At 63.7% G+C, this 25,501-nt stretch carries 22 protein-coding genes; 7 read left to right on the top strand and 15 right to left on the bottom strand.

Going from position 1 to position 25,501, the window contains the following annotated elements; genetic code table 11:
- Window positions 1–205 precede the first annotated feature (205 nt).
- The 5 genes from H7687_RS04555 to H7687_RS04535 form a co-directional block, all read right to left on the bottom strand.
- On the bottom strand, window positions 206–1,198 hold the full coding sequence (locus tag H7687_RS04555; protein WP_183345551.1) for a 4Fe-4S binding protein: 993 nt from the start codon (window positions 1,196–1,198) through the stop codon (window positions 206–208).
- A gap of 177 nt (window positions 1,199–1,375) precedes the next feature.
- The gene (gene ttcA, locus H7687_RS04550; protein WP_246404580.1) at window positions 1,376–2,191 is read right to left on the bottom strand and encodes a tRNA 2-thiocytidine(32) synthetase TtcA; all 816 of its coding nucleotides are present in this window, start codon (window positions 2,189–2,191) and stop codon (window positions 1,376–1,378) included.
- Between the two features lies 1 nt (window position 2,192).
- The gene (locus H7687_RS04545; RefSeq protein ID WP_183345548.1) at window positions 2,193–2,879 is read right to left on the bottom strand and encodes a ferredoxin-like domain-containing protein; all 687 of its coding nucleotides are present in this window, start codon (window positions 2,877–2,879) and stop codon (window positions 2,193–2,195) included.
- 187 nt (window positions 2,880–3,066) lie between these two features.
- A complete protein-coding gene (locus H7687_RS04540) occupies window positions 3,067–5,088 on the bottom strand; it encodes a bifunctional homocysteine S-methyltransferase/methylenetetrahydrofolate reductase (RefSeq protein ID WP_183345546.1) in 2,022 nt (673 codons plus the stop codon).
- The gene (locus H7687_RS04535) at window positions 5,089–6,735 is read right to left on the bottom strand and encodes a putative manganese-dependent inorganic diphosphatase (protein WP_183346068.1); all 1,647 of its coding nucleotides are present in this window, start codon (window positions 6,733–6,735) and stop codon (window positions 5,089–5,091) included.
- A gap of 152 nt (window positions 6,736–6,887) precedes the next feature.
- Here H7687_RS04535 and H7687_RS04530 point away from each other — a divergent pair, with 152 nt between their 5' ends.
- Window positions 6,888–7,499: a DedA family protein gene (locus tag H7687_RS04530; protein ID WP_183345544.1), complete on the top strand. Its 612-nt coding sequence runs from the start codon at window positions 6,888–6,890 to the stop codon at window positions 7,497–7,499.
- 90 nt (window positions 7,500–7,589) lie between these two features.
- On the opposite strand, the gene fsa is transcribed toward H7687_RS04530, so the two are convergent.
- The 3 genes from fsa to folK are packed head-to-tail and all read right to left on the bottom strand — an operon-like array spanning window position 7,590 to window position 8,987.
- Entirely contained in the window at window positions 7,590–8,234 is a 645-nt protein-coding gene (gene fsa, locus H7687_RS04525) for a fructose-6-phosphate aldolase (RefSeq protein WP_183345542.1), read from the bottom strand.
- Between the two features lie 19 nt (window positions 8,235–8,253).
- On the bottom strand, window positions 8,254–8,490 hold the full coding sequence (locus H7687_RS04520; protein WP_183345541.1) for a YHS domain-containing protein: 237 nt from the start codon (window positions 8,488–8,490) through the stop codon (window positions 8,254–8,256).
- An 8-nt stretch (window positions 8,491–8,498) separates the two neighbouring features.
- On the bottom strand, window positions 8,499–8,987 hold the full coding sequence (gene folK / locus H7687_RS04515; RefSeq protein ID WP_183345539.1) for a 2-amino-4-hydroxy-6-hydroxymethyldihydropteridine diphosphokinase: 489 nt from the start codon (window positions 8,985–8,987) through the stop codon (window positions 8,499–8,501).
- Between the two features lie 182 nt (window positions 8,988–9,169).
- Here folK and H7687_RS04510 point away from each other — a divergent pair, with 182 nt between their 5' ends.
- Window positions 9,170–9,625 carry a tetratricopeptide repeat protein gene (locus tag H7687_RS04510; protein WP_246404579.1) on the top strand — a complete coding sequence of 152 codons (456 nt, stop codon included), beginning with the start codon at window positions 9,170–9,172 and terminating at the stop codon, window positions 9,623–9,625.
- Window positions 9,626–9,721: 96 nt separating this feature from the next.
- Entirely contained in the window at window positions 9,722–10,120 is a 399-nt protein-coding gene (locus tag H7687_RS04505; protein ID WP_183345537.1) for a secondary thiamine-phosphate synthase enzyme YjbQ, read from the top strand.
- Here the strand turns inward: H7687_RS04505 and thiL are convergent.
- From thiL to H7687_RS04490, 3 genes are read right to left on the bottom strand one after another with little or no spacing between them, the layout of a single operon-like run.
- Window positions 10,117–11,175: a thiamine-phosphate kinase gene (thiL, locus tag H7687_RS04500; RefSeq protein WP_183345535.1), complete on the bottom strand. Its 1,059-nt coding sequence runs from the start codon at window positions 11,173–11,175 to the stop codon at window positions 10,117–10,119. The two genes, H7687_RS04505 and thiL, sit on opposite strands and share 4 nt — an antisense overlap.
- Entirely contained in the window at window positions 11,172–13,610 is a 2,439-nt protein-coding gene (lon, locus tag H7687_RS04495; RefSeq protein WP_183345533.1) for an endopeptidase La, read from the bottom strand. Before lon ends, thiL begins: the two co-directional genes overlap by 4 nt.
- A gap of 10 nt (window positions 13,611–13,620) precedes the next feature.
- A complete protein-coding gene (locus H7687_RS04490; RefSeq protein ID WP_183345531.1) occupies window positions 13,621–14,061 on the bottom strand; it encodes an Hsp20/alpha crystallin family protein in 441 nt (146 codons plus the stop codon).
- Window positions 14,062–14,377: 316 nt separating this feature from the next.
- Here H7687_RS04490 and H7687_RS04485 point away from each other — a divergent pair, with 316 nt between their 5' ends.
- Window positions 14,378–16,309, top strand: a complete 1,932-nt coding sequence (locus tag H7687_RS04485; RefSeq protein WP_183345529.1) for a tetratricopeptide repeat protein — start codon at window positions 14,378–14,380, stop codon at window positions 16,307–16,309.
- A gap of 318 nt (window positions 16,310–16,627) precedes the next feature.
- Here H7687_RS04485 and H7687_RS04480 read toward each other — a convergent pair whose 3' ends face one another.
- The 4 genes from H7687_RS04480 to mqnB form a co-directional block, all read right to left on the bottom strand.
- A complete protein-coding gene (locus tag H7687_RS04480) occupies window positions 16,628–17,092 on the bottom strand; it encodes a septal ring lytic transglycosylase RlpA family protein (RefSeq protein ID WP_183345527.1) in 465 nt (154 codons plus the stop codon).
- A 106-nt stretch (window positions 17,093–17,198) separates the two neighbouring features.
- Window positions 17,199–19,397, bottom strand: a complete 2,199-nt coding sequence (locus H7687_RS04475; protein WP_183345525.1) for a PAS domain S-box protein — start codon at window positions 19,395–19,397, stop codon at window positions 17,199–17,201.
- Window positions 19,398–19,570: 173 nt separating this feature from the next.
- On the bottom strand, window positions 19,571–20,428 hold the full coding sequence (locus tag H7687_RS04470) for a 1,4-dihydroxy-6-naphtoate synthase (RefSeq protein ID WP_246404578.1): 858 nt from the start codon (window positions 20,426–20,428) through the stop codon (window positions 19,571–19,573).
- 218 nt (window positions 20,429–20,646) lie between these two features.
- Window positions 20,647–21,390 carry a futalosine hydrolase gene (gene mqnB / locus H7687_RS04465; protein WP_183345521.1) on the bottom strand — a complete coding sequence of 248 codons (744 nt, stop codon included), beginning with the start codon at window positions 21,388–21,390 and terminating at the stop codon, window positions 20,647–20,649.
- A gap of 798 nt (window positions 21,391–22,188) precedes the next feature.
- Here mqnB and gspC point away from each other — a divergent pair.
- From gspC to gspD, 3 genes are all read left to right on the top strand, one after another.
- On the top strand, window positions 22,189–23,082 hold the full coding sequence (gene gspC / locus H7687_RS04460; RefSeq protein ID WP_183345519.1) for a type II secretion system protein GspC: 894 nt from the start codon (window positions 22,189–22,191) through the stop codon (window positions 23,080–23,082).
- A gap of 62 nt (window positions 23,083–23,144) precedes the next feature.
- Window positions 23,145–23,525 (top strand): four helix bundle protein, encoded by a 381-nt coding sequence (locus H7687_RS04455; protein ID WP_183345516.1) that lies wholly within the window; start codon window positions 23,145–23,147, stop codon window positions 23,523–23,525.
- Between the two features lie 35 nt (window positions 23,526–23,560).
- Window positions 23,561–25,489, top strand: coding sequence for a type II secretion system secretin GspD (gene gspD / locus H7687_RS04450; protein WP_371877546.1), 1,929 nt, complete (start codon window positions 23,561–23,563; stop codon window positions 25,487–25,489).
- Window positions 25,490–25,501 lie beyond the last annotated feature (12 nt).

Here is a 25,501-nt window from a genome sequence, read left to right as displayed (position 1 = left end):
AACGGGCATTAGCCTTTTTTACCCGGCCGGTGCTGGAAATACTAAGAGGGGACGGTAGAGATACCGTCCCCTCTTTTGTTTTCCTGCTGCGATGATTTTCCGGCATCCCCTCTCCCTTTGGGAGAGGGTTAGGGTGAGGGGATTGGCGCCTGCATCCCTCACCCGCCCTTCGGGCACCCTCTCCCGGAGGGAGAGGGAATAACAGCTAGGGGTGGTCCACCGGGGGTGCCGTTATCAGCCGCTGGTAATCGGCCTTGGTGATGGCGCTGTGCCAGTGACCGGTGGCCCGGCCGATCAGGGTGCCGCCGATGAACACCGCCACCACCAACGCCGCATACACCATGCCCGGCACCACCTTGCCGTTCTTCGCCTTCAGCTGCAGCGCCTCGGGTTTCGGGCAGGCGCTCACGCAGCGCAGGCAGCCGACACACTCCTCGGAGCAGACCCTCTCCTTGTGCATCACGTCGATGTAGGACGGGCAGGCCTTGGTGCAGCCGCCACAGGAGATGCAGGCGCTTTCATTGCGCTGCACCTTGACCGGCGACAGACGCGACACCAGGCCGAGCAGCGCACCGTACGGGCAGAGGAAACGGCAGAACGGGTTCTTGAACAAAAACGAGAGCGCCAGCAGCACGCCGATCACCACCAGCGGGGTACCGGACAGGTTCACGAAGAAGTCGAGCATCTTCACGTCGGCCATCTTGTTGTAATCGCCGGTGATGAAGGAGGCGACGCTGTCCGGCGCCATGAGCACCAGGATCGAAAACAGGAAGAAGGCGAGCAGCAGGTACTTGATCGGACGCAGCAGCCAGTCGAGCCAGAGCCAGACCTTGAAGTTCTTGCCAAACAGCTTGGTCCCCACCTTCCAGCATACCTCGGTGATGGTGGACACGGGGCAGACCCAGGAGCAGAAGGAACGCTTCAAAAGGAGCGACAGCGCGATCACGGTCAACAGGACCACCAGCGCCGCCGGGTGCACGTCATTGATACTGCCCAGGGTCATCCACCCCTTGAGACTCACCAGGCCGGAGATGGGGAGAAACGCCTCGACGCCGTCGGGACGCTCCACGAACGGGGTGGCGCCGCCGCTTCTGAAATGGAGCACGAAACGGTAGAAGGTCACTCCCAGGTAGAGAGAGAAGAGAAGAAAGCCCCACTGCACTGCCAGCCTGACCTGTTGCACTTTTTTTTCTGCCATGAACCTCACCTTTGTTGCCTCGCCTATATGTTGCGACTTATTTTGTCGCTACCACGTGCTACCGTCGTATCATCAAGGAAAGCGGAGGTAGCATATGGAACCGATGGTCATAGGAGCTGTGGGAATCGTCGTCTACTGCGGGCACCTGACGGTGAAGGACATCATCGCCGACCTGCGTCAGGAAGGGATCCTGGTCAAGCCCTTGTCCAGCAAGTGGCGCGGGTGGACGTTGGACAAGGCCTTCAAAAGGCTCTTCTTCACCAAGGGGTTGTCGCGCTCCAAGGTCTCCAACAACTCCTTCATCTTCTTGCGCTGCAAGTCCGCGGTGCCGCAGACCGGGCAGCAGCAGCATACGACCGGGAAACGGTTGTTGCGGGAGAACGGGATAATCTCCTTCTCCGGGACGTAGACCAGCGGCCTGATCACCGTGGTGACGCCGTTGTCGGCCAGCATGCTCGGGGCCATCGCCTTCAGCGACCCCACGAAGAACTGGTTCAAAAGGAGCGTCTCGATGAAGTCGTCCATGTGGTGGCCAAGGGCCAGCTTGTTGCAGCCCATCTGCTGCGCCAGGGTGTAGAGCGTGCCGCGTTTGAGCCTGGCGCAGATGGAGCAGTAGGAGGAGTTGGGGCGGCGCTTCTCCGAGATGATGTCGTAGTGCTCGGTCTTCTCCATGTGGTAGGTGAAGCCGTGCTCCTTCAGGTGCTCCTCGATGATGTCGGCACGGTAGCCGCGGTAGCCGGAGTCGATGTTGATGGCGACTAGTTCGTAGCGTACCGGGGCGCGCCGGCGCAGCGTGTCCAGCATGTGCAGCATGGAGTACGAGTCCTTGCCGCCGGAGACCGCGACGGCGATGCGGTCCCCCTCCGAGATCAGGTTGAAGTCGTGGATCGCCTTGCCGACGCGGTTCTTGATGCGCGTGAAGAGCGCGTCCTCGATGAGCCCTGTAGAAGGCTCCCGCGCAGGTTTTGTTTCAGTCATTATCGCAGCGTCCATGTCACTTCCCGACCGCGGCGTCCTGGCTGCCGAGCACGGCCGCCCTGAATGCCTCGATCCCCTTCTCCTCGATCAGCCTGCCCAGTCGCCCCTGCTGCGGGTCGTTCTTGTACACTTCGACCACCTTGGCGACGATCTCCAGCACCTCTTCCTCGGTCTGGATGTTGTCCACCAGGAGTTCCGCCAGGCGGGGCCTGGGACCGGAGTTGCCCCCCACCAGGATGCGCCACCCCTTGTTGTGGCCGACGATGCCGATGTCCTTGACGCCGGACTCGGAGCAGGCGAGCAGACAGCCGGAAACCCCCATCTTCATCTTGTTGGGAAGCTCCATGGCGTGGTAGATCTTGTCCAGCTTGAGCCCCAGCGAGGCGGAATCGAGCACCGCCCTCTTGCACCACTGGGTGCCCGGGCAGATCTTGATGCTCCTGACGCACAGGCCGATAGCCGCGCCGGGGGCCTGGGCGAGATCGGCCCAGACCGCGTCGAGCTCTTCTTCCTTCACGCCGAACATGGCGATGCGCTGGGCCGAGGTGAGCTTCACTTCCAGCTTGTACTTGTCGGCCACGTCGCAGATCTTTCTCAGGGTGGCGGTGTCCGTGAAGCCGCCCGGGATGTGCGGGGCGATGGCGTAGGTTTCGCGGTCACGCTGCAGGATGGCGCCTTTTTCCAGGATGTCCTTGGTGTTCATCATCTGCTCCTTTGTCTTTATTGAAATTGATGCAGGTCAAAATAGTTGAAAAGCAACCCGGAACACAGAGGTCCCAGAGGTACACAGAGGTCACAGAGGCATAACGCCCTCACCCCTACCCTCTCCCGGAGGGCGAGGGGGAATTACCGGTTTTGCATATACCCTTTCTCTGTGCCCTCTGTGAACCTCAGTGTCCTCTGTGTTCCGCTTTGTTTTTTATGAACTTAACCAACTCCACCGCGATCTCGTATTTGCCGAAGGGGGGGATCAGGTAGAAACCGCCGGCCTTGGCGCTGGCGGCTTCGATGAATTCCCTGGCGATGGCGAGACCTTCTGCCACACCTTCGTCGCCGCTCTTGCCGGCCATGCGCTTGCGGATCTCCTCGGGGATGACGATACCGGGCACTTCGTTGTGCAAAAACTCGGCGTTCCTGCCGGAAACGAGCGGCAGCACGCCGGGAAGGACCGGGATCCCCAGGTGCGCGGTCTGCTCCATCATGTCCTCGAAGCGCGCCAGGTCGTAGATGGGCTGGGTCTGGGCGAAACGGGCGCCGTTGGCCACTTTCTTCACCAGCCGCCGTACCTGCACTTCCATGTTCTGCGTGTTCGGATTGAAGGCGGCGCCGATGGTGAAACCGGTGCCGGAGCCGATAGGATTGCCCAAGGCGTTGACCCCGCTGTTCAGGTCGCTCAACAACTTGATCAGCGTGAAGGAGTTCAGATCGAACACGGAGGACGCCCCCGCCTCGTCGCCCAGGCTCGCCGGGTCGCCGGTGACCGCGAGGATGGAGGTGACTCCCAAGAGGCTCGCCCCCATCAGTTCGGACTGCATCCCGATCAGGTTGCGGTCACGGCAGGTGACGTGCGCGATCACCTCGATGCCGACTTCGCGGCGTATCAGCGAGGCGAGGGCCAGATTTCCCATGCGCACGCGGGCCAGCGGGTTCTCGGCCAAATTGATGGCATGGGCGCCGGCCTCCTTGAGCGCCCGGCTCCCCGCTAGCACCTTCGCGCAGTCGAGCCCCTTGGGCGGGTCGAGCTCCACGGTGATCACCGGCTCTGCACCCCAACGGTCCAGGAAGCTTGACTGAAGCTCCCCTCGCCCTTCGGGCCTTCGCCCACCGTAGGGCTTCGGTCCGCAGGCGGGAGAGGGGCTGGGGGTGAGGGCTTCGCTAGCGGCAGCGCTCTCGCTGCGTGGCAGCGCCCTCACCCGCCCTTCGGGCACCCTCTCCCGGGGGGAGAGGGGTTGCGCGGCGGTCAGTTCCCCCTCGCCCTCCGGGCCTCCGCCCACCGAAGGGCTTCGGTCCGCAGGCGGGAGAGGGGTCAGGGGTGAGGGCGCGGCACCTGCCACTTTCCCCTGCATCCTGGCGGCCATGGCGCGGATGTGCTCGGGGGTGGTGCCGCAGCAGCCGCCCACCAGGGAGGCCCCGGCGGCGACCAGTTCCTCGGCGCGATCGGCGAAGTACTCCGGGGTGGTGCGGTAGATGTAACGGCCGTCGATGTACTCGGGGAAGCCGCTGTTGGGATAGGCGGCCAGCGGCAGCGAGCAGGCGGCAGCGATCCGCTTGACGGTGGCCAGCAACTCCAGCGGTCCGGCGCCGCAGTTGGCGCCCACGATGTCGGCGCCGGCAGCGGCGAGCGCACGCGCGGCGCCCTCGGCGGAGGTACCTCCCGGCAACCGCCCCCCCTCACCGAAGGCGAGGTTGGCGACCACGGGAAGTCCGGTCTCCCTGGCAGCGGACAGGGCGACCAGGAGTTCGTCCAGTTCGGAGAAGGTTTCCAGGATCAGGAGGTCCACCCCGCCCTCGGCCAGCGCCGCCGCTTGCACCCGGAAACATTCCGTGATCTGCTCCGGCGCGAGGTCGCTCTTGCCGCGCCCCAGGGGGCCGATGGAGCCGGCCACGAAGACGTCGTGCCCGTCTGCGGCGCTCCTGGCGAGTTGGGCGCCTTTGCGGTTGATCTCGGCGACCTTGCCACCGAGGCCTATAGCGGAAAGCTTGGCGCAGTTGGCGCCGAAGGTGTTGGTCTCGATCACCTGCGCACCGGCGGCCACGTACTCGCGGTGCAGTTCCAGCACCAGTTCCGGGCGCACCAGGTTCAGGTGCTCGAAGTTCGCCTCCGGCGCCACCCCCTTGGCGTAGAGCATGGTGCCGATGGCGCCGTCGCCGATCAGCACCCCCTGCGCGATCCGATCCAGGAATTTCTTCATCTAGCGACCTCCCAGCACCTTGATCATGTGCGGCACCAACTGCTTCTTGCGCGACATGACACCTTTCATCTCGAAGACATGCGGCTCGGGCTGCGGATAGCCCATGAACCGGGTGAAGGCCTGCCCCCCCTCCATGAGGAACATGGTGCTCTCGGTGGAGATGTCGGTGACCATGAGCCCGGCGAGCTCCAGCCCATCTTTCTCGCGCCGCGCCGCGAGGGCCTTGCGCAGTTCGCCCTTCATCTCGTTGAACTCGGCGTAGCCGAACACCTCGACCTGGCCGACGCCGAAGGTCAGTTCGCCCTGGCTGAAGAGCTTGAAGTCGGAGCCGACCACCCGCTCGGGGCTGCCGTATCCGGAGAGCGCCCCGGACGCGGCGAAGATCTCGGCGCCGAACGCTTCCCAGTCCAGGCCGGCAACGGCGGCGAGGCGCGCCACGGTGGCACGGTCCCTGGGCGTGGTGGTCGGGGACTTGAGGATCACGGTGTCCGAAAGGATGCCCGCCAGAAGCAGGGCCGCGATCTGCGCGGGGGGCTCCACCTCGTGCTCCTCGTAAAGCGAGGCCACGATGGTGCAGGTGCTCCCGACCGGCGCGGTGATGAAGGGGATCGGGTTGCTGGTGGGGGGATTGCCCAGCTTGTGGTGATCGATCACCTCGAGGATCTCCAGGTCCTCGGCGCCGGGCACCGACTGGGTGAGCTCGTTGTGGTCCACCAGGATCAGGGCGTAGGGAAGCGGGGCGAACAGCGAGGACTTGGTGGCGACGCCGGCCAGGGAGCCGTCCTCCTCGAGCGCCAGCACCGCGCTCTCACCCGAGTGCAGCAGCTTGTCCCGTAGTCGTCCCAGCGGTTCTCCGACGGAAACACTCTCGAAGGTCGGGACAGCCAGCGCCAGCACCGGGGTGGCCAGGCGGGCACGGGAAACGGTGGCCGCGGTGTCGAGCGGCGTGGAGATGAGCGCGACCCCGCGCGACTTGGCCAGGCGCACCACGTCATCGGCGACGGGGAGGCCGCCGGTCACCACCAGCAGGCGCACGCCCCGCTCGATGGAGGCCTTCTGGATCGAGGTGCGGTCGCCGGTCACGACGACCAGGGTGGCGGGATCGAAGCCGGAGATCCGGTCGATGAAGGATTCCTCGGCCATGGCCCCCACGAAGAGGTGCAGGCTCTCGACGGCGGCATCGGCGCTCCCGGCGAGGAAGCTTCCGGAGAGGCAGGCGGCCAGCGAGGCGAGCGAGGCCGAGACCAGCCGCAGCGACTCCGCGCCGGTGACCAGCGAGCGCTCGGCGATCTTTCTCAGCGGAATCACTCCCTTGGGAACACCGGCGCCGTCGAGCACCGGGAGCACCCTGATGGAGTTGTGATGGAACTGTTCCAGTGCGGTCAAAAGCGGTGCGTCGGCGGCCACCGTGATGGGGGTGCGCTGGATCACGTCGCGCACCTTGGGGTGCACGTCGGCCAGGTACAGCGGCGCCTCGATGCCGAGCCGCCCCAAAAGCCAGGTGGTCTGGGGGTTCAGGTTGCCGGCCATGGCCGCGGTGACCCGCTCGTCCCCCAGCGCCCGCTTCAGGTGGGCGTAGGCGACGGCCGAGGCGATCGAGTCGGTGTCCGGGTTTCTGTGGCCGATGACGAAGATCTGCTTGTCCATGTTTCCTTTCATGTGCGTCCCGCGCGGGCCGGCGGGAGGCTCATCCCCGGCCGTCCCCTGCGCAGGACGGAAAAAATATTAAATTAGTCGTTTTTTTGGCCTGCGCCGTATAGAATGGCGCCGGCAACGAAAGCGATAAAGGAGAGTAAGGCATGCATGCAGCAGTACAGTGGCTGGTCGAAACCATAGGGGCCATGGGCTACCCCGGCATCTTTCTCCTGATGGCCCTGGAAAGCTCCGTCTTCCCGATCCCCAGCGAACTGGTGATGCCGCCGGCGGGCTACCTGGCCCAGCAGGGGCAGATGAACATGACCGTGGCCATCGTCTGCGGCACCGTGGGGAGCCTCGTCGGCGCCTACGCCAACTACTTCGCGGCGCACTACCTGGGCCGCCCGCTGATCCTGAAGTACGGCAAGTACGTCTTCATCACCGAGGAGAAGTTCGCCAAGGTGGAGCGCTTCTTCAGGGACCACGGCGAGATCTCGACCTTCATCGGCAGGCTTTTGCCGGTGGTGCGCCACCTGATCTCGCTCCCGGCGGGGCTTGCCGGCATGAACCACGTCAAGTTCTCGCTCTACACACTGCTCGGGGCCGGCATCTGGGTCACCGTGCTCACCTTCATCGGCTACTTCATCGGCAGCAACCAGGAGCTGATCATGCGCTACTCGCACCAGGCGGTCATCGGCGTCCTCGTCGCCAGCGCGGTGATCATCGCCGTCTACGTCCGCCTGCAGCGCTGCAAGCGCGCCCAGTCCCCGGAATAATCCCCACCATAAAGCAAGGGCGGGTCCAGGACCCGCCCTCAGTAACGCCTTTGTTACCCGATCTGCGGGAGAAGCCTCCCGCGTCGCCCACTACTTGGGAACCTTCTCCCAGTCTTCCAGGAATTTCTTGATCCCGGCATCGGTGAGCGGGTGCTTGGCAAGCTGCAGCATGACCGAGTACGGGATGGTGCAGACGTCGGCGCCGATGATAGCCGAGTTGAGCACGTGCACCGGGTTCCTGATGCTGGCCACGATGATCTGGGCGTCCATGCCGTAGTTGTCGAAGATGGTCCTGATCTCTTCGATGATCCCCATGCCGTCCTGGGAGATGTCATCGAGGCGGCCGACGAACGGGGAGACGTAGGTGGCGCCGGCCTTGGCGGCGAGCAGCGCCTGCATCGGGGTGAAGATCAGGGTGACGTTGGTCTTGATCCCCTGCTTGTGCAGGGTCTTGGTCGCCTTGAGCCCTTCCGGGGTCATCGGGAGCTTGATGACGATGTTGGGGTGGATCTTGGCCAGCTCGGTGGCCTCGGCGATCATGCCGTCATGCTCCAGGGAGATGACCTCCGCGGAGATGGGACCGTCCACGATCTCGGTGATCTCCTTGATCACTTCCTCAAAACGCCGGCCGCTCTTGGCGATCAGGGAGGGGTTGGTGGTGACGCCGTCCACCAGTCCCAGTTCGTTGGCCTCCCGAATCTCTTTAACGTCCGCTGTGTCGATAAAAAACTTCATCTTTCCTCCGGTTGTGTTGTTAGTGCCCTTGCTGCATCTCTTCGAATTTTTTCAGACAGTCCATGGAGCAGAAGTGGTAGCGCTTCCCCTCCAGCCTGCCGACCACCGCGTCGGCCTCGGCTATGTACACGCCGCAGACCGGATCCTGGAAGGTCTCGGCGGCGGCAGGTTCTTTTTTCGCTATCTTTTCGGACGATTTCCCGACGAACATGCGGTACACGAGGTACGCCAGGAGCGCCCAGATCAAAAACTTCACTCGTCCCCCTAAATCCTGACCACCTTCTCGGGCGAGGTCAGTTCGGTCAACAGTTCGACGATGCGTTTGCCCAGGGTCGGGTGCACCAGGTCGGGTGCGATGTCGGACAGCGGCTGGAGGGCGAAACGACGCTCGGCCAGGCGCGGATGCGGGATGGTCAGTTGTTCGCAGCTGAAAACCAGCTCGCCGTAGAGGAGGATGTCGAGGTCCATGCTGCGGGCGCCCCAGCGCTGCGACGGCACCCGGTGGAAGACCCCGGTCTCCAGCTTCTTGAGCCGGTCCAGGAGTTCCAGCGGCGCCAGTTCGGTGTTGATGCGCACCACGGCATTGTAGAAGTTGTCCTGGGGCACCCCTCCGACCGGTTCGGTCTCGTAGAAGGGGGATACGGCGGTGACCCTGGTCTGCGGCAGCTTGCCCAGCTCCGCTATCGCCATCAGGAGCTTCAGCTCCCGGTCGCCGATGTTGCTCCCCAGCCCTATGTACGCGCACTGTTCCACAGCCGCAGATTAGAACACAAATCCCTTTTTTTTTCAACCCTCAGCGCCTCGCCGCCCCAGTCGCCTTCGGCTAAGAATAACGCGGGGATAGCCGCTGCCGGGGCAACTTGAAGGTTTCCCATGTCACAAATTAAATGGTATAGTATCCCATCTTAATGTAGACGCTGCAGACAGGAGTGCATGTGAACCCGGAACTGACCCAAATGGAAACAAGCGAACTGGTGCATCTCGGACAGGAGGAGCTGGAGGCCCGCCGCTTCTCGTCGGCGATGCGCTACCTGCAGGCCGCCATGGAACGGCAGCGCACCCCGGACCACGTCTCCCTGTACGCCCTGGCGCTGGCCCAGGCTACCGGCAACGTAAAGACGGCGGTGGCCCTGTGCCAGGAAGCCATCAAGAGGGAGCCGCGCAACTCCGACCACTTCCTGCGCCTGGGTACGATATACCTGGTCGCCGGGAGGAAGAAGGAGGCGATCCGGACGCTCAACCTCGGGCTCAGGGTGGGGAAAAGCCCGGCCATCATGAAGCTGCTGCAGTCGCTGGGGCACCGTCAATCCCCGGTGATCCCCTTCCTCTCCAGGGGGAACCCCCTGAACAAGTACCTGGGGAAGATTCGGAGCAGCCTGTTCAGGAGGTAGCCCTTGTCCCCTCCCCCGGAGGGGGAGGAGCTGAGGTAAGGGGGACAGGCACCTGCGGAGCCAGTCCCCGTAGCGAGCGCATCGGAGGAGGGACGGATGATCCAGTACCTGACATTGAAAAGCAGGGAGCGGACGGAGTTGATCGACATCACCGCCATGGTGCAGGGGCTCATTGCGGCCAGCATGGTGGGGAGCGGCAGCTGCGACGTCTTCGTGATGCATACCACGGCGGGGGTCACGGTAAACGAGGGGGCGGACCCGGCGGTAAAACGGGACATCGCCAACTTCCTGGACCGGCTGGTGCCGGACGAGCACTACTTCACCCACGCCGAAGGGAACTCCGCGGCCCACGTCAAGTCGACCCTGGTGGGGAGCTGCCAGCGTCTGTTGATCGACCGGGGCAAGCTCCTCCTGGGCACCTGGCAGGCGCTCTACTTCTGCGAGTTCGACGGGCCGAGAGAGAGGAAGGTGGCGGTGAGGATCAGCGCGGACTAGTCCGCGCCGAAGTGGTCGAAGCCGCGCCGCGGCGGCGTGTAGGGGGAGCCGTCCGGTGCGGTGAGTTGAATGCCGGCGTCCGCGGTTATCTCGCCAATCACGGAGACCGGGAGATTAACGGAGGCGCAGATCGCCGCCACCTCGGCCTCCTTCCCGGCAGGTATGCAGAAAAGCAGTTCGTAGTCCTCGCCGCCGGAAAGGGCCAGCGCGAAGGGATCGTGGCCAGGAGACAGCTTGCCGGTAGCGGCGCCCTCACCCCTGCCCCTCTCCCAGAGGGCGAGGGGGACATCTAGATGGTGCCCACAGTGAGCCAGGTAGTCCCCGGAAAGCGGCAGCCGGGCCAGTTCCAGGCGCGCCCCCACTCCCGACATCTCGCAGATGTGCCCCAGGTCCTGCAACACCCCGTCGCTTACGTCGATCATGGCGGTCACGACACCCGCCTCGGCCAAGGCCACGCCGGCCTCCACCCGCGGTGTCGGGTCCAACTGCCGCGCCACCAGGAATCCTTCCCGCACCCCTTCAAACAACAGCTTGAGCCCCGCCGCCGCGTCCCCGACCGTCCCGGTCACGCAGACCAGATCGCCGGGCTGCGCGCCGCTTCGCTTCAGCACCAGTTCCGGACGCTGCTCGCCCAGCGCCGTCACCGAGATGGCCAGACCGCCCTTGGAGGCGCAGGTATCCCCCCCTACCAGGGTCGCGCCGTAGCGCTGTGCCTGCTCCAGCATCCCGGCCATGAAGCCGTCCATGAATTCGATCGGAACGTCCTTGGGGAGCGCCACGCCGAGCAGGAAGTGGCGCGGGCGCGCGCCCATGGCGGCGACATCGGAGAGGTTGACGGAAAGGGATTTTCTGCCCAGGGTGTGCGGGTCGCAGAAGGAGAGGTCGAAGTGGACCCCTTCCAGCAGCATGTCGGAGGTGATCAGGGTGACCTGTCCGGGGGTGGGAGACAGCGCCGCCGCGTCGTCCCCGATGCCCAGAAGCACCGAGGGTGACGCGGCGACGTTTGCCTTGATCCTGTCTATCAGGCCGAATTCGCCCAGTTCGGCTAGTTTCAAGCCTTGCCCCTCACCGGGGCCGCGACCGGAACGCGGGTCCTGACCTTGGCCTTGGGCGGTTCAGGCTTGGCCGCCTTGGGCGCCGGCGGCGGGAACTTCTCGAGGGCGACCGCCAGCACGTCGTCGATGTTGGCGGCGGTGACGATCTTGAGCTTCTTGAGGATGGTCTTGGGGACGTCCTCGAGGTCCTTCTTGTTCTGTATCGGGATGATCACCGTGGTGACCCCCAGGCGCGCCGCGGCGAGGATCTTCTCCTTTAGGCCGCCGATGGGGAGCACCTTGCCGCGCAGGGTGATCTCGCCGGTCATGGCGACCTCTTTGCGCACCGGGATTTTGGTGAGCGCCGAGACCAGCGCGGTCGCCATGGTGACCCCGGCGGAAGGGCCGTCTTTCGGGATGGCGCCGGCCGGGACGTGCACGTGGATGTCGATGGTGGAGCTGAAGTCCTCGGGGATGTTCAACTCCGCGGTCTTGGAACGGATATAAGAGAGCGCCGCCTGGACCGACTCCTTCATCACGTCGCCCAGCTGGCCGGTGAGGGTCAGCCCACCCTTCCCTTTCATGACCGTCGCCTCGACGAAGAGCACCTCGCCCCCCACCGGGGTCCAGGCGAGACCGGTGACCACGCCGACCTCATTCTTCTCCATCTCCTCCTCGCGCAGGAACTTCGGGGGGCCGAGGTACTTAGGCACGGTGCCGGCGGTGATGACGAACTTCTCCCCTTTGCCTTCGGCGAACTTCCTGGCCACCTTGCGGCAGACGCTGCCGATCTCGCGCTCCAGGTTCCTAAGGCCCGCCTCGCGGGTGTACTTGGCGATGATGGTGCGCAGGGCCTCCTCGGAGAAGACCGCGATCTCCTCGGTAATGCCGTTTTCCTTCACCTGGCGCGGCACTAGGTAGCGCTTGGCGATGCCGAGCTTCTCCTCCTCGGTGTAGCCGGAGAGGTTGATGACCTCCATCCTGTCGCGCAAGGGCCCCGGGATGGTGTCCATCTGGTTGGCCGTGGCGATGAACATCACGTTGGACAGGTTGAAGGGGAGGTTGATGTAGTGGTCCGAGAAGCTGTTGTTCTGCTCCGGGTCGAGCACCTCCAGCAGAGCCGAGGACGGGTCGCCCCTGAAGTCGCTCCCCAGCTTGTCCAGCTCGTCCAGCATGAAGACGGGGTTGTTGGAGCCGGCCTGCTTGAGCCCCTGGATGATCCGGCCCGGCAGCGCGCCGACGTAGGTGCGGCGGTGGCCGCGGATCTCGGCCTCGTCGCGCACGCCGCCCAGCGAGATGCGCACGAACTTCCTCCCCATGGCGCGGGCGATGGACTTGCCCAGGCTGGTCTTGCCGACGCCGGGAGGTCCGACGAAGCAGAGGATGGGGCCCTTCATCTTCTTCTTGAGCTTTCTGACCGCCAGGAACTCGAGGATACGCTCCTTCACCTTCTCCAGGAAGTAGTGATCCTCGTTGAGGATCTCGGAGGCGCGGTTGATCTCGAGGGCGTCCTTGGTCGCCTTGCCCCAGGGGATGTCCACCATCCAGTCCAGGAAGGTGCGCAGCATCCCCGCCTCGGCGGCGTCGGGGTGCATCTGCTCCAGGCGCCCGAGCTGCTTCAGGGCCTCCTTCTCCACGTTCTGCGGCATCTTGGCGTTTTCGATGGCCTTTCTCAGTTCGGCCATCTCCTCGCTTCTGGCGTCGGTCTCGCCCAGTTCCTGCTGGATGGCGCGCAGCTGCTCGCGCAGGTAGTACTCGCGCTGGCTCTTGCCCATCTCCTCCTTGGCGGCGGACTGGATGCGGGCCTGCATGTTGAGGAGCTCGCTTTCCTTGTTGAGGAGGTCGTTCACCTTCTTCAGGCGCTCCAGCGGATCGATCACCTCCAAGAGCCCCTGCGCCTCCTCCACCTTGAGGCCGATGTTGCTGGCCACCAGGTCGGCCAGGGCGCCGGGTTCCTGCATGTTCTCGACGATGACCATCACCTCCGGGGAGACGGCCTTGCCCAGCGCCACGATCTTGGCCAACTCTTCCTTCACGGTGCGGATCAGGGCCTCGGACTCCAGCGTGTTCTCCGGGGCCGCCGGCTCGATGATGCGGTCGATGCGCACCGAGTAGAAGGGCTTCTCGGCCAGGTATTCGGTGATGCGCCCCTTGGTGAGCCCCTGCACCAGGATCTTCACCCTGCCGTCGGGAAGCTTCAGCATGCGCATGATCATGGCGACGGTGCCGACCTCGTAGATCGCCTCGGGCGCCGGGTCCTCGTCGCCGACGTCCCGCTGCGTGGCCAGGAAGATCATGCGGTCCTTGGAAAGGGCGTGGTCGACCGCCGCGATGGAGATCTCGCGCCCCACGAAAAGCGGCAGAATCATGTAGGGATAGACGACCACGTCCCGTACCGGGAGCAGCGGCAGAACATCCGGTATGTTAAGTTCTTCGGTCTCCTGCCTGTTTTCCATTTACCTCTCCTTACTGAATCGGGATCTCGCGGATGTGCGGCGTCTCCCCCTTGCACCAGGGGAACTCGACCGTGAGCAGGCCGCGCCGGTAGCGCGCCTGCACCCCCTCCAGGTCGACGCCGGGAGGGACCTCGATGGCCCTGCAAAAGCGGCCGGTGCCGCGCTCAAGGCAGGTATAGGTGGCGCCCGGCTCCGTTTCGTCTCGTGCCGTCCCCTCCACCACCAGGGTGGAGCAGCACAGGCTCAGGGTGATGTCGCTGCGGTCGCAGCCGGGGAGTTCCACCTCGACCACGAAGGAGCGGTCGGTTTCGTAGATGTCTAGCAGCGGGGACTGTTCCTTGTCGGTGAAGCCTTCCCGCCCCTCCAACGTGGAGAGAAACCGGAAGATCTCGTCCATCTGCTGGCGGAACAGGTTCAGCCATTCCAAAGGTTCCTTGGGAATTACCGCCATCGCGCCCCTCTGTTGCACGGCTATTAATGAAAAACCGGCCCCGTGGCCGGTGCAGATGATTTAACCATCTTTATCATGAAAGTCAAGGTAATCCGCCTTAACCTGGGAGCCCTCCCCGCCCGGCGCGGGTTTGCGGACTCAAGATCTCAGGATCCTTAATGATTATCGTTTTGGAATTGAATTTATTGGGCCCGATGTGTATAATCCCGCAACCTCACCGGGCCCCATGGCCCGGCAGCGCCCGGCAGCACCGGGCCGAGCCCCGGCGCGGCGCCTGCGCCCCCACCACACGTTCTCTCGAATAAAAGGGCCCTACATGAAAAGATACGCAGCACTGTCGTCGCTTCTGGCGGTGACCCTGTTCAGCACCGGCTTCAGCTGGCCCTTCCCGGCGACCAACAGCTGCCTGGAAGCGAAGAAGATCATCCTGGAACTGCCGCCGCAGGCAAGCGAACAAAAGAAGAAGGATGCGGAAAAGCGCGTAACGGAGCTCTGCCCCACCGGCGCCCCCGGGCGCTACCTCAAGGCCCTCGCCTTCGAGCGGAGCGGCAACGTCGACGCCGCCATCCAGGAGTACCGCGAGACCCTCGCGCTGGACCCGGACTTCTACCCCGCCAGCGGCAACCTGGGCCTGTTGCACCTGCAGAAAGGGGCCAGTGAGGAGGCGGCGGTCGAGCTCTCCCAGGGCTTGAAGGCCGGCGACCCGCGCTACCACGGCGGCCTCGCCCGCATCCTGGCCCAGAAGGATCTGCACCAGCTCGCCATCTTCCACTACACCGAGGCGCTGGCCGCCTTCCCCGAAGACGCCGCCCTGCACAACGACCTGGCGGTCTCCTACGACGCGGTTGGGCAGAAGCAGAAGGCCGAGGACGAATACAAAAAGGCGCTCGCCATCCAGCCGGGCAACGCCCGTGCGCGCCTGGGACTGGGGGCCCTGCTCCTCGCCCGCGGCGAGACCGACAAGGCGGTGACCGAACTGAAGCAGGCCGCCATCGCCGAGCCGGGCAACAAGGAAGTGCACCGCCTGCTCGCCGAAGGGTACGTCCGCAAGGGGGACCAGAAGAGCGCCGAGTACGAGCGGGTGCTGGCCGGCATCGGCCCGAAGGTGAAGGAGACGCCCAAGGTCGACCACATGGCCCTCGCCGACCAGTACAAAAACGCCAAGGATTACGAGATGGCGATCAGCGAGTACCGGCTGAGGATCGCCGAGGAGCCGACCGACGCCGTGGCGCAGCAGCGCCTGGGGGACTGCCTGCTGGCGGTGGGGCGCGAAGACGAGGCGATGTCCTACTACCGCGACGCCATCAGGAACAAGGGCGAGAACCCGCAGCTGCACCTGAACCTGGCCGGCATCTACGAGCGCAAGGCGCTCCTGGACGAGGCGGTGGTGGAGTACCGCCAGGTTCTCTCCAGCACCCCGGACAACCAGCAGGCGCGCCAGCGTCTCGCCGAGATCTACACGCTGAGGGGAAGCTTCCCGCAGGCGCTGGAGCAGTACCAGGCGCTGATCAAGGCCAACCCGGCCGACGCCTCGACCCAGCTGAAGCTGGCGCGGGCCTTCGTGAACACCAAGGACCTCGACTCGGCCATCAGCGCCTACCAGGCCGCCATCAAGCTCGACCCGGAGTCGCTGGAGACCCACCGCGAGCTCGCCAACCTTTTGCGCAAGCGCAACGAGATGGACCAGGCCGCCAACGAGTACCAGGAAGTGCTGCGCCTGAAGAAGGATGACCAGGAGGCCCGTACCGCCCTCACCGCCATCTACGTGAAGAACAAGAACTACGACTCCCTGGCCAAACTGCTCAAGGAAGGGGTGGAGCTCTCCCCCAACGACGCCAACGCCCACTACAAGCTGGGGCTGGTGTACGAGTTCCAGAAGAACTACAGCGCCGCCACCGACGAGTACAAGGAAGCGGTGCGGCTGAAGGCCGACCACGCCAAGGCCCTGAACGCCATGGGCCGCGTGCAGATGAAGGACGGCCGCATCGCCGAGGCCAAGGAATCGCTCGAGGCCGCCAGGAAGGCCGACCCGGAGCTGGAAGAGGCCCAGGTCCTGTTGAGCAACATCAAGGACGAGTTCAACCCCGAGCCGAGGAGCTTCCGCAAGCACAAGGGGTCGAGCGGAAAGTCCAAGAAAGGCAAGAAAGGGAAGAAGTCCAAGGACAAGGAAGAGAAGTCATCCAAGAAGTCCTCCAAGAAAGGCTCATCCAAGAAGAAGTCCTCGAAGAAGAAGCAAAAGGAAGAGTAGCCGCCGACTCCGGCAGCAGCACCATATGAAAAGGCAGCCCTTAACCGGGGCTGCCTTTTTGCGTATGCAGGGCCAGACTAGCCCGCCGGAAGGGTTCCTCCCCCCCTCCCGCTGAGGAGGGGGGATCAAGGAAGGGGACTGGCTCCGCTAGGTGCCTGTCCCCCTACTACCTTGCGGGTGGCAGGGCTGAAAGGAGCGTTCCGCAAGAGGGACAGGCACCTGACGGAGCCTGTCCCTTCTGCTGTCCATTGCAAGAAAAAAGGCCGGTGGGACAAGCCACCGGCCTTTTTCTCTGTTCGCCCAGATTGTATTTTGTTGCTAGGATTCGTCCTCGGTGAGCGGGATGATGGCCACCTTGGCCTTGCCCTCCCCGAGGAACCCCAGTTTCCTTGCCGCGGCCCGTGACAGGTCGATGAAGGGGAACCCCTTCTTACGGCAACGGTCGTTGACGACAACCGTGACTTCCTTGTCGTTGGCGAGGTTCCTGACCAGAACCTTGGTGCCCAGCGGAAGACTCTGGTGGGCGGCGGTCATCTTTTCCGGATGATACCGCTCTCCCGACGTGGTCGCTCTTCCGTGGAACTTCTTGGCATAGTAGGAGGCTATGCCGACCAGTTTTTTCACCACCGACTTTTCTTGCGGTTCTACCTTTTCTACTGCCTTTTCTACTACCGGTTTTGCTACTTGTTCTGCAGCCAGCAGGGGAAGCGTGTGGATCGGGAGGAGCATCAGGGCCAGGACGACGATGCGTACCAGCCTGCGGCTCCGCTCGGATGATGCCATGCGCACCTCCTTTGTTGGGCGAGGCATTCGTATAACACGTTCTAACCCGCGAGTCAAGTTCCAATGAGCGTCGCGCCGGGTAAGCCTTTAATCTTGCAAGGTTTACCTACCCCGCCGTTTGCCCCTGCGCCGGTACGGCTTCGACGGGCTGCGCGCCACGCTGGCGCCGGCCGATGGTGGTGGTGTCGTTAATGATTACCACTTCGCGCGCCGAGCCGTCCACCTCCGGCGGGAAGGCGTGCCGCTTGACCACGAACCACTTGCCGGTGGGCTTGTGCAGCAGTTCCACCCCCGGGGACTCCAGGTGCTCCTTGAGGCCGTGCTGCTCGAGGAAGGCGACACAGTCCCTGCCCACGATGTCGCGGTGCGCCATCCCGGTGAAGGTTTCCACGGCCCGGTTGAAGCGCCGGATCTTGCCGAACTGGTCGGCCAGGATGAACAGGTCGGAGATGCAGTCCATGATCTCCTCCCACTCGCGCCGGATCCCCTCCATCTGGTGGAAGACGTTCTTCAACTCCTCGTGCTTCATGTAGAGGCGGGCGTCGCTTTCCAGCAGTTCCCGCTCCATCTGGCGCTGGTCGGTGACGTCGCGGGAAATGGCGATCAGGCACGCCTCCCCCTGGTACTCGATCACGTCGGCCGACCACAAAAGTTCGCGGATCTCACCGGACTTGACCCGGAAACGCACGTCGAGGTTGCGCACGTGACCGTGCTCGTTCAGGAGCTTGAGCATGACCATGCGCGCGTCGGGGTCGGCCCAGAGCATGAGTTCGGTGGAGGTCCTGCCGATCACCTCCTCCCGGCTGTACCCGGTGATCTCCTGAAACGCCTCGTTGACGTCGATGTAGGTGCCGTCCTCGGCGCGGGTGATGACGATGGAGTCCGGCGAGGCATGGAAGGCCTTGGAAAATTTCTCTTCCGAGTTCCTGAGGGCATCTTCGGCCTCGATGCGCCAGGTGATGTCCTGGGCGGTGCCCAGCATGTGCAGCGGCTTGCCCTGGGCGTCGTAGGTCACCTCGGCCCGCGCGGAGAGAGTGCGTGTCGAGCCGTTGGGGAGCACGATGCGGTAGTCCATGTGATAGGCGCTGCGGTTGTAGATGGCGTCGTTCACAGCGCGGACCACCTGCTCCCGGTCCTGGGGGTGCACGGCCTGCAGCACCAGCTCGTGGGTCGGCACGAAACAGGCCGGGTCGGCGTCATAGATGCGGTACATCTCGTCGGACCAGGTGAGCGTGTCGCTGCCGAGGTCCCAGTCCCAGTTGCCCAGCCGCGCGATGCGCTGCGCTACGGCGAGAATGGCCCGGCTTTCCCTGAGCGCCTCCTCGGCTTCCTTGTGGGCGCTGATATCCACCAGGGAGAGCACGGAGCGGTCGGTCCCCTCGATCGCGGCCCAGTTGCCGGCCATGGTCCGGATGGCGTCCCTGCCGGAGAGCTGCACCTCGAAGCTGCGGCGCGGCGTGCCGGAAAGGGCGTCGTCCCCGGGGATGGCGACCCCGTCGCTGTCGCAGCTGCCGATGAACTCGGTCCAAAGCCTTTTCCCCTCGAGTTCCTGGCGGGAAAGGCCGGTCAGCGCCGCGAAGCCCCGGTTCACCATCTGCAGCGTGCCGTCGGGGAGGATGATGGCCATGGCGGTCCCGGTGTCTTCGAAGATGGCACGGTACCTCGCCTCGGACTCCTCCAGCCGCTGCTGCGACAGGCGGCGCACCGTGATGTCCCGCGCCACGAAGAGCACCCTGCGCACACCCTGCTCCAGGTCCCCGATAGGGTGCACGGAGATGTCCTCGTAACGGATCTCGCCCCCCCCGGCGCGGTAACAGATCTCGCTGTTAAGGGCGGTGCCGCTGCAGGTACAGTCGGAAATGAGACTCATGATCTGGTCGGCAAGCCCCTGGCGCGCCACCAGGTCGGAGAAGCTGCACCCCTTGGCCCGCTCTTCGGTCAAGGCGTAGTTGGCGAGGAAGACGCTGTTGCAGTTGACGACGGTGTAGTCGGCGGTGCTCAGGACACAGATGGCGTCATGGGATGAATCCAGGAAGATCTGGGAAAGGTCGTCGGAATGGCGCAGCGCCGTCTCCACCCTGCGCCCCCGCTCGCACACCACGGAAAGGGAGGCGAAGAAGGCGCCGAGCAGGCTGGCATAGAAGGTCCGCATCCAGATCTCGTAGCTATTGGGATCGTGGAGCTGCTGCAGGAAGGGTTCCCGCCCCATGATGGTGGCGTCGAGCAGGGCGTCCCCGAGCCAGAACGTGGCCATGAAGCCGAGCGCCACGCCTATGTGCCGCTTCCAGTTGAACGGCTTGATCATCTGGAATCCTCCACGATGCTAAGACAGCTTTTGCACCTTTCGGCGGAAAAGGAAATTACTTGAGACGAAGGGACTGGCTCCGGTCAGGTGCCTGTCCCTCTAGCGGAACGCTCTATGCCCCATCCAACTGACCGAAGCTCCAAGGGGACAGGCACCTGGCGGAGCCAGTCCCCTCAGAAAATGAGCAGCGGGTCCTGCCAGGGGGGGATGATCCCCGCTGCCGCCGCGCGCCCCAGGAGCAGGCGCACCGCAGCTTCACCTTCGCTCCCCAGACCGCGGGAGAAATCGTTCACGTAGAGCCCGATGTGGGCGTCGCACACCTCGTCGCTCATCTCCTGGGAGTGAGCGCGGATATAGGGGCGGGCCTCGCCGGGATGGCCGAAGGCATACTCGACGCTTTCCGCTATCCCCTGCTCGAGCCTGAGCAGCACCTCCCTCCCCAGGGAGCGCTTGGCCGCGATCCCGCCCAGCGGGATGGGGTGGCCGGTTTCCCGCTCCCACCACTCCCCGAGATCGAGCACCTTGTGCAGGCCGTACTCCTGGTAGGTGAAGCGGGACTCGTGAATGATTACCCCGGCCGCCACCGAACCGTCGGCCACCGCCGCCATGATCTCGTGGAAAGGGAGGTAGACGAAATCGGTCAGGGTGGGATTGAAGAGCCGAAGCAGCAGCGCCGCGGTAGTGTAGCGCCCGGGAAGCGCAACGCGCTTGCCGGCCAGGGTGGCGGGGTCCACCTGGCCGCGCGCCACGACCAGGGGACCGCAGCCGCGTCCCAGGGCGCCGCCGCTTCTGAGCAGCAGGTAGTCCTTCAGGATGTGCCCCAGGAGGTGGTAGGAAACCTTGGAGACGTCCAGCACCGACTCCAGCGCCATCCGGTTCAGGGTCTCCACGTCTTCCAACTGCTCCCGGAAGCGGAAGCCGCAGTCGACGCGCCCGTGGATCAAGGCGTCAAAGATGAAGGTGTCGTTGGGGCAGGGCGAAAAGCCCAGGGAAAGTATCGGTGCCGATTGCTGTTCCTGTCTTACTGGCATAACTGCATCCATGTGTTGCTCAGACTCCCTGTTTACAGCGACAGCGCCACGGCCGCAGGCGCCCGCCGCGGCAAAGGCCGCACTTTAAGACTCACCAATATACAATCAGGGGGTCTGCCGTGCAAGAAAAGGTTAACGAGATCCTCATAGTCCAATTAGAAATACTGACGGGAAGATCCCTTAGACGGGGACCAAGGAAGGGAAACGCAGAACCTTCTTTAGCGGATGCCGGGGCGGCCGGCGGCCAGTTGCTCGAGGTACAGGCCCAGAAAGCGCTGTACCTGTCCCACCGCGCGCTTCAGGTCCCAGCGGGACAGGTCCCGGTCCTCCACCATGTTGCTGATGCCGCGCACCTCGAGGCAGGGGACACCGTACATCAGCGCCACCTGCGCCACGGCAGCCCCCTCCATGTTCTCGCAGACCCCGGGGAAGCGGCGCAGCAGCTCCTCCCCCTGCCGGGTGGTGCCGGAACAGGTGGAAACGGTGAGGAAGGGCCCCATGACCGCGTCGAAGCCGCCGGCCGTCGCGCAGTCGAGGGCGCGGCGGGCTAGCTCCTGGTCCAGCGGGATCCGGTTGAAGAGCCGCTCGCCTCTCCCCTCGTACACGGGGATGCCGATCAGGTCGAGCCCGCGCCACCCGGTGGGGGTCGTAACCCCCTCGTCGGCAAGGCACTCGCTGTCGGCCACGGCGAGGTCGCCCACGGCGAGGCCGGCGCCGGCAAAGGCGCCGCCGCAGCCGGTATTGATGACGAGATCGGGGGCGTAGCGCTCGCAAAGGAGGGTGGTGGCGCTGGCCGCGTTCACCTTCCCGATCCCGGTCAGGGCGAAGAGGATCTCGAACCCACCGACCTCGGCGCGGTGCAGCGGCACGTGCCCGCCGCCCGGTAGCGCGCAGGCCGTGGTTGCGGCCAGCAGTTCGGAGAGTTCCATCCGGGTCGATGCGGTGACGATGATGCGGCTCATGCGCTGCTCCCTGCACAGTTTTGGGCGCGAGTGTAGCACAGCAGAGAAGGCGACTTCAACGACTGTCGCGTTGGCTTACAAAATCCATTTTTGGCCTCCAACGCTTAAAGGGCGTAAAGCGTATTTAACGCAAAGCCGCAAGGACGCAAAGAAAACCTATTGGGTAAAAGACAAGACAATTTAAGTTTCCCTTTTACAGTATTCTGCTCAGCGTCTTGGCACCCCTGCGTCTTCGCGTTGAAGCTTTTTACTCTTATCGTTTTGTACGCTTTGTCTGCTTTGCGTCATTGCGTCTTGCGTTACAAATTAAAGCTTTTGATCCTGAGTTTTTTATGTCTTTCATTGCTTTGCGTCTTTGCGTCGCGTCTTGGCGTTCCCAGTCAAATAACCGTCGCCTGTCAAAAAAGTGATCCTTTGGGGGGAGCGTTCCTGGTTCCGGCACTCGGCGCCGCCTCGCTGCGCCGGGGTCTTCATTGGAAAAAAGTGCGGCAAATCATGGTCCATCTGCTAAACTCTTTCCCGTATCGGCGCTCCAGAAGCGGCGGCACAGCTTTTGCTGATAAAGGTGGCGCTTGGTTAAGGCATGGGTACCGCAGGCTCTCATTATCCAGTCTCCCCTCGTGAGCCGTCGTGACGGTGGTCCCTGAGCCGGATGGTTCGAACGCCATGGACAGAGGGGGAAAAGGGGAGCCGCCGGGATGCCCGAGACGGGGTGTCCGGACCCCCTTTTTTGTTGCATAACTCAGAGGCATCTAATATATTCGCTCAGTTCCAACTACTCGCAAAGAAGGGTCTTTCATGCCGCGCTGGATTCTCCCCCTGAACCTTACTCTTGGCCTCGCCATCACCGCAGTCGCGGCGCTCATTGCAGCCGATTTGCTGAGCGTCAAGATCGCCGCCCTGTACCCCAGGACCGCACCGAAACAGGTCGCGGCGCAGGCGGCGACGCCGGCCGGGAGCCAGGACCTGATGAGTTTCGCGCCCATCCTGGAGCGGGGGCTGTTCGGCAAGGCGACCCAGGGGAAACTGACACCGCTGCAGCAGCAGGCGGCCGCGGGTCCCGCGGCGGCCGCGCCCCCACCGGCGGCGGTCGGGGACCTGGTCCTTTTAGGGACCGCGGTCGGCTCCTTCCGCGAGACATTCGCCCTGGTGTTGAAGAACTCAAGCCACGAGGAGCGGGTCTTCAGGCTGGGGGACACGGTGTTCTCGGCGGGCCCGCTGGTGTCGGTCAAGAAGGACGTGGCCGAGATCCTGGTCGGCGGCAAGCGGGTTAAGATCCTCACCCCCATGGCCGCCGCGGCCGAAGCGGCAGCGGCTCCCGTGGCAGCACCCGCCGCTGTCGGCGGCAGCCTGACCGCCACTGCCGGCGCAGGCGGCAACTACGTCATCGACCAGCGCGCGCTCAACGCCGCCCTGGACAACATCGGCCAGGCCATGACCGACGCGCGCCTGCTCCCCAGCATGAAGGACGGCAAGGTCGAAGGGTTCCGCGCCTCGGAGGTGAAGCCGCAGGGGATCTTCGGCACCGTCGGCATCAGAAACGGCGACGTGCTGTTGCGGATGAACGACTTCCCCATCGACTCGCCGGAGAAGGCGATCCAGTCCTTCGCGTCGCTCAAGGGGCAGAGCCGGATCAAGCTCGACCTGATCCGCGACGGCAAGCCCACCACATTCACTTACGATATACAGTGAGGCGAGATTAAGACTGAGATTGAGACTAAGGAGAGGCGAAACAACAAACACCTGAGGGCGCCATGTACCATAGCTTCAAAGATATGCCGGTTTGGCAGGAGGCTATGGCCGTGGCTGAGCGGGTGCACAAGGCAACGGAGCATCTCCCGCGAAAGGAAGATTACGGCCTTACTTCACAGATTCGCAGGTCCGCCCTCAGTATATCAGCAAACATTGCAGAGGCTTTTGGAAGGAAACACCTTCTTGACAAGGTTAACTTCTACTACCACGCTCGAGGGTCTCTGACGGAGACACAGAATCACATCGAGTACTCAAGGAGAGTGGGGTACCTTACAACGGAAGAGGCCGATTCACTTGATGATGCTCTATGCAAGCTGTACCTGGAAATCAACAAGATTGTAGTGACTTTAAAAGAAATGCAGTCAGGTTTTACTAAATCTTAATCTTTATCTTAATCTGCCTCTAGGGGGGTTTATCCTTGAAAAGAAGAGTTGCGCGCATCACTGCCATGCTCATATTCCTGCTGGCTGCCCCGAATCTCGTCCTCGCCAAAGGGGTGGTGCTCAACTTCACCGACGTGGACATCGCCACCATGGTGAAATTCATCAGCGACCTGACCGGCAAGAACTTCATCATGGACGAACGGGTCAAGGGTAAGATCTCGGTCTTCTCCCCGGCCAAGCTCTCCAACGAGGAAGCCTATAACGTCTTCACCTCGGTGCTGGAGCTCAAAGGCTTCACGGTCATCCCTGCCGGGAAGGTGATGAAGATCGTCCCGACGGCGGCCGCCAAGCAGGCCGGGATGAAGGTCTTCAGCGACGGCGAGAAGGGGGTGGTCAACGACACCTACCAGGCGCGGGTGATCCAACTGGAGCACGTCGCCCCGCAGGACGCGGTCACCTTCCTGCAGCCGCTGGTCTCCAAGGACGGGCAGATCTCCGCCTTCGGCGCCGCCAACCTGATTCTCGTGGTGGACTCCGCCTACAACATCCAGAAGATCCTGGGCATCCTCAAGTACATCGATACCGACCAGGTGCGCGAAGGGGCCGAACTGGTGTTCCTGAAAAACGCCGCCGCCGACAGCGTGGCCACCCTGGTCAAGGACTGGCTCTCCGGCAAGCAAAGCGGCAAGACCGCCGCCGGCGCGGTCCCCTCCGCCGGCAACGTACCGGTGGTCGCCGACGCCAGGCTGAACGCCCTGATCATCTTCGGCTCCGACAAGGACAAGGCCGACATCAAGAAACTGATCGCGCTGGTCGACGTGGTCCCCCCCACCACCAGCAGCAAGGTGAACGTCTACTACCTGGAAAACGCCGAGGCGACCGAGGTGGCCAAGGTGCTGGAAGGGCTGGTGAAAGGTACTCCCACTACTGCTCCCGGCGCCCCGGGCGCCGCGGCGGCGCCGCAACAGGCCGTGTTCGAGGGCGGCAAGATCACCATCACCCCGGACAAGGCCACCAACTCGCTGGTGGTCATGGCCTCCCCGACCGACTACCAGAACCTCTTGCAGGTGATCCAGAAGCTGGACCGCAGAAGCCGCCAGGTATTCGTACAGGCGATGATCGCCGAGGTCTCGGTGAACCGGGCCAAGGACCTGGGCGTGCAGATCGGCGTTATCGGCGCCGCCTCCAACGGCACCGTTGCCACCATCGGCACCTTCGACCCCTTCGGCACCGTGGCCGGCCTCTCCACCACCGCACAGGCGGCCAAGACCCTGGGCATGGACGTGACGCTGGGCAAGATCAACGTCCCGGTGGTGCTGCAGGCGCTGCAGACCAACGGCGCACTGAACGTCCTCTCCACGCCCAACATCATGACCAGCGACAACAAGGAGGCCGAGATCTTCGTGGGTGAAAGCGTACCCTTCGTCTCGGGCACCAACCTCACCTCGACCGGCCTGTCGCAGCAGTCCATCGAGAGAAAAGACACCGGTATCATCCTGAAGATCAAGCCCCAGATCAGCGAGGGAGAGTACGTCAAGCTGGACATCTACCAGGAGATCTCCGCGGTCAAGAACTTCGGCACCGCAACCGACCCGAGCCTGGGCAGCACCAAGCGCTCCGCCAAAACCTCGGTGGTGGTGAAGAACACCGACACCGTGCTCATCGGCGGCCTGATCCAGGACACCGACCAGGAGACCGAGAGCAAGGTCCCGCTTTTGGGCGACATCCCGGGCCTGGGCTGGCTCTTCAAAACAAAGAGCACCAAGCGGGACAAGACCAACCTGCTGATCATGCTCACCCCGCGCATCATCAAGGACGCGCGCGACCTGGCCGAGGTTTCGGTGACCCAGAGGAACAACTTTTCCGAGGCGGTGAAGAACAACGCTCCCTTCAACCTGGAGCGCGCTCTCGAGGAAAAGCCGAAGTCCGTGACCGCGGACAAGCCCGAAATTCGCAACCAGTAACGGCGGACATAC

The sequence above is a fragment of the Geomonas paludis genome (genome assembly GCF_014193585.1).
GTDB lineage: Bacteria > Desulfobacterota > Desulfuromonadia > Geobacterales > Geobacteraceae > Geomonas > Geomonas paludis.
Note: the sequence above shows the minus strand (reverse complement) of the source record. Positions and strands in the feature narration are given on the sequence as shown.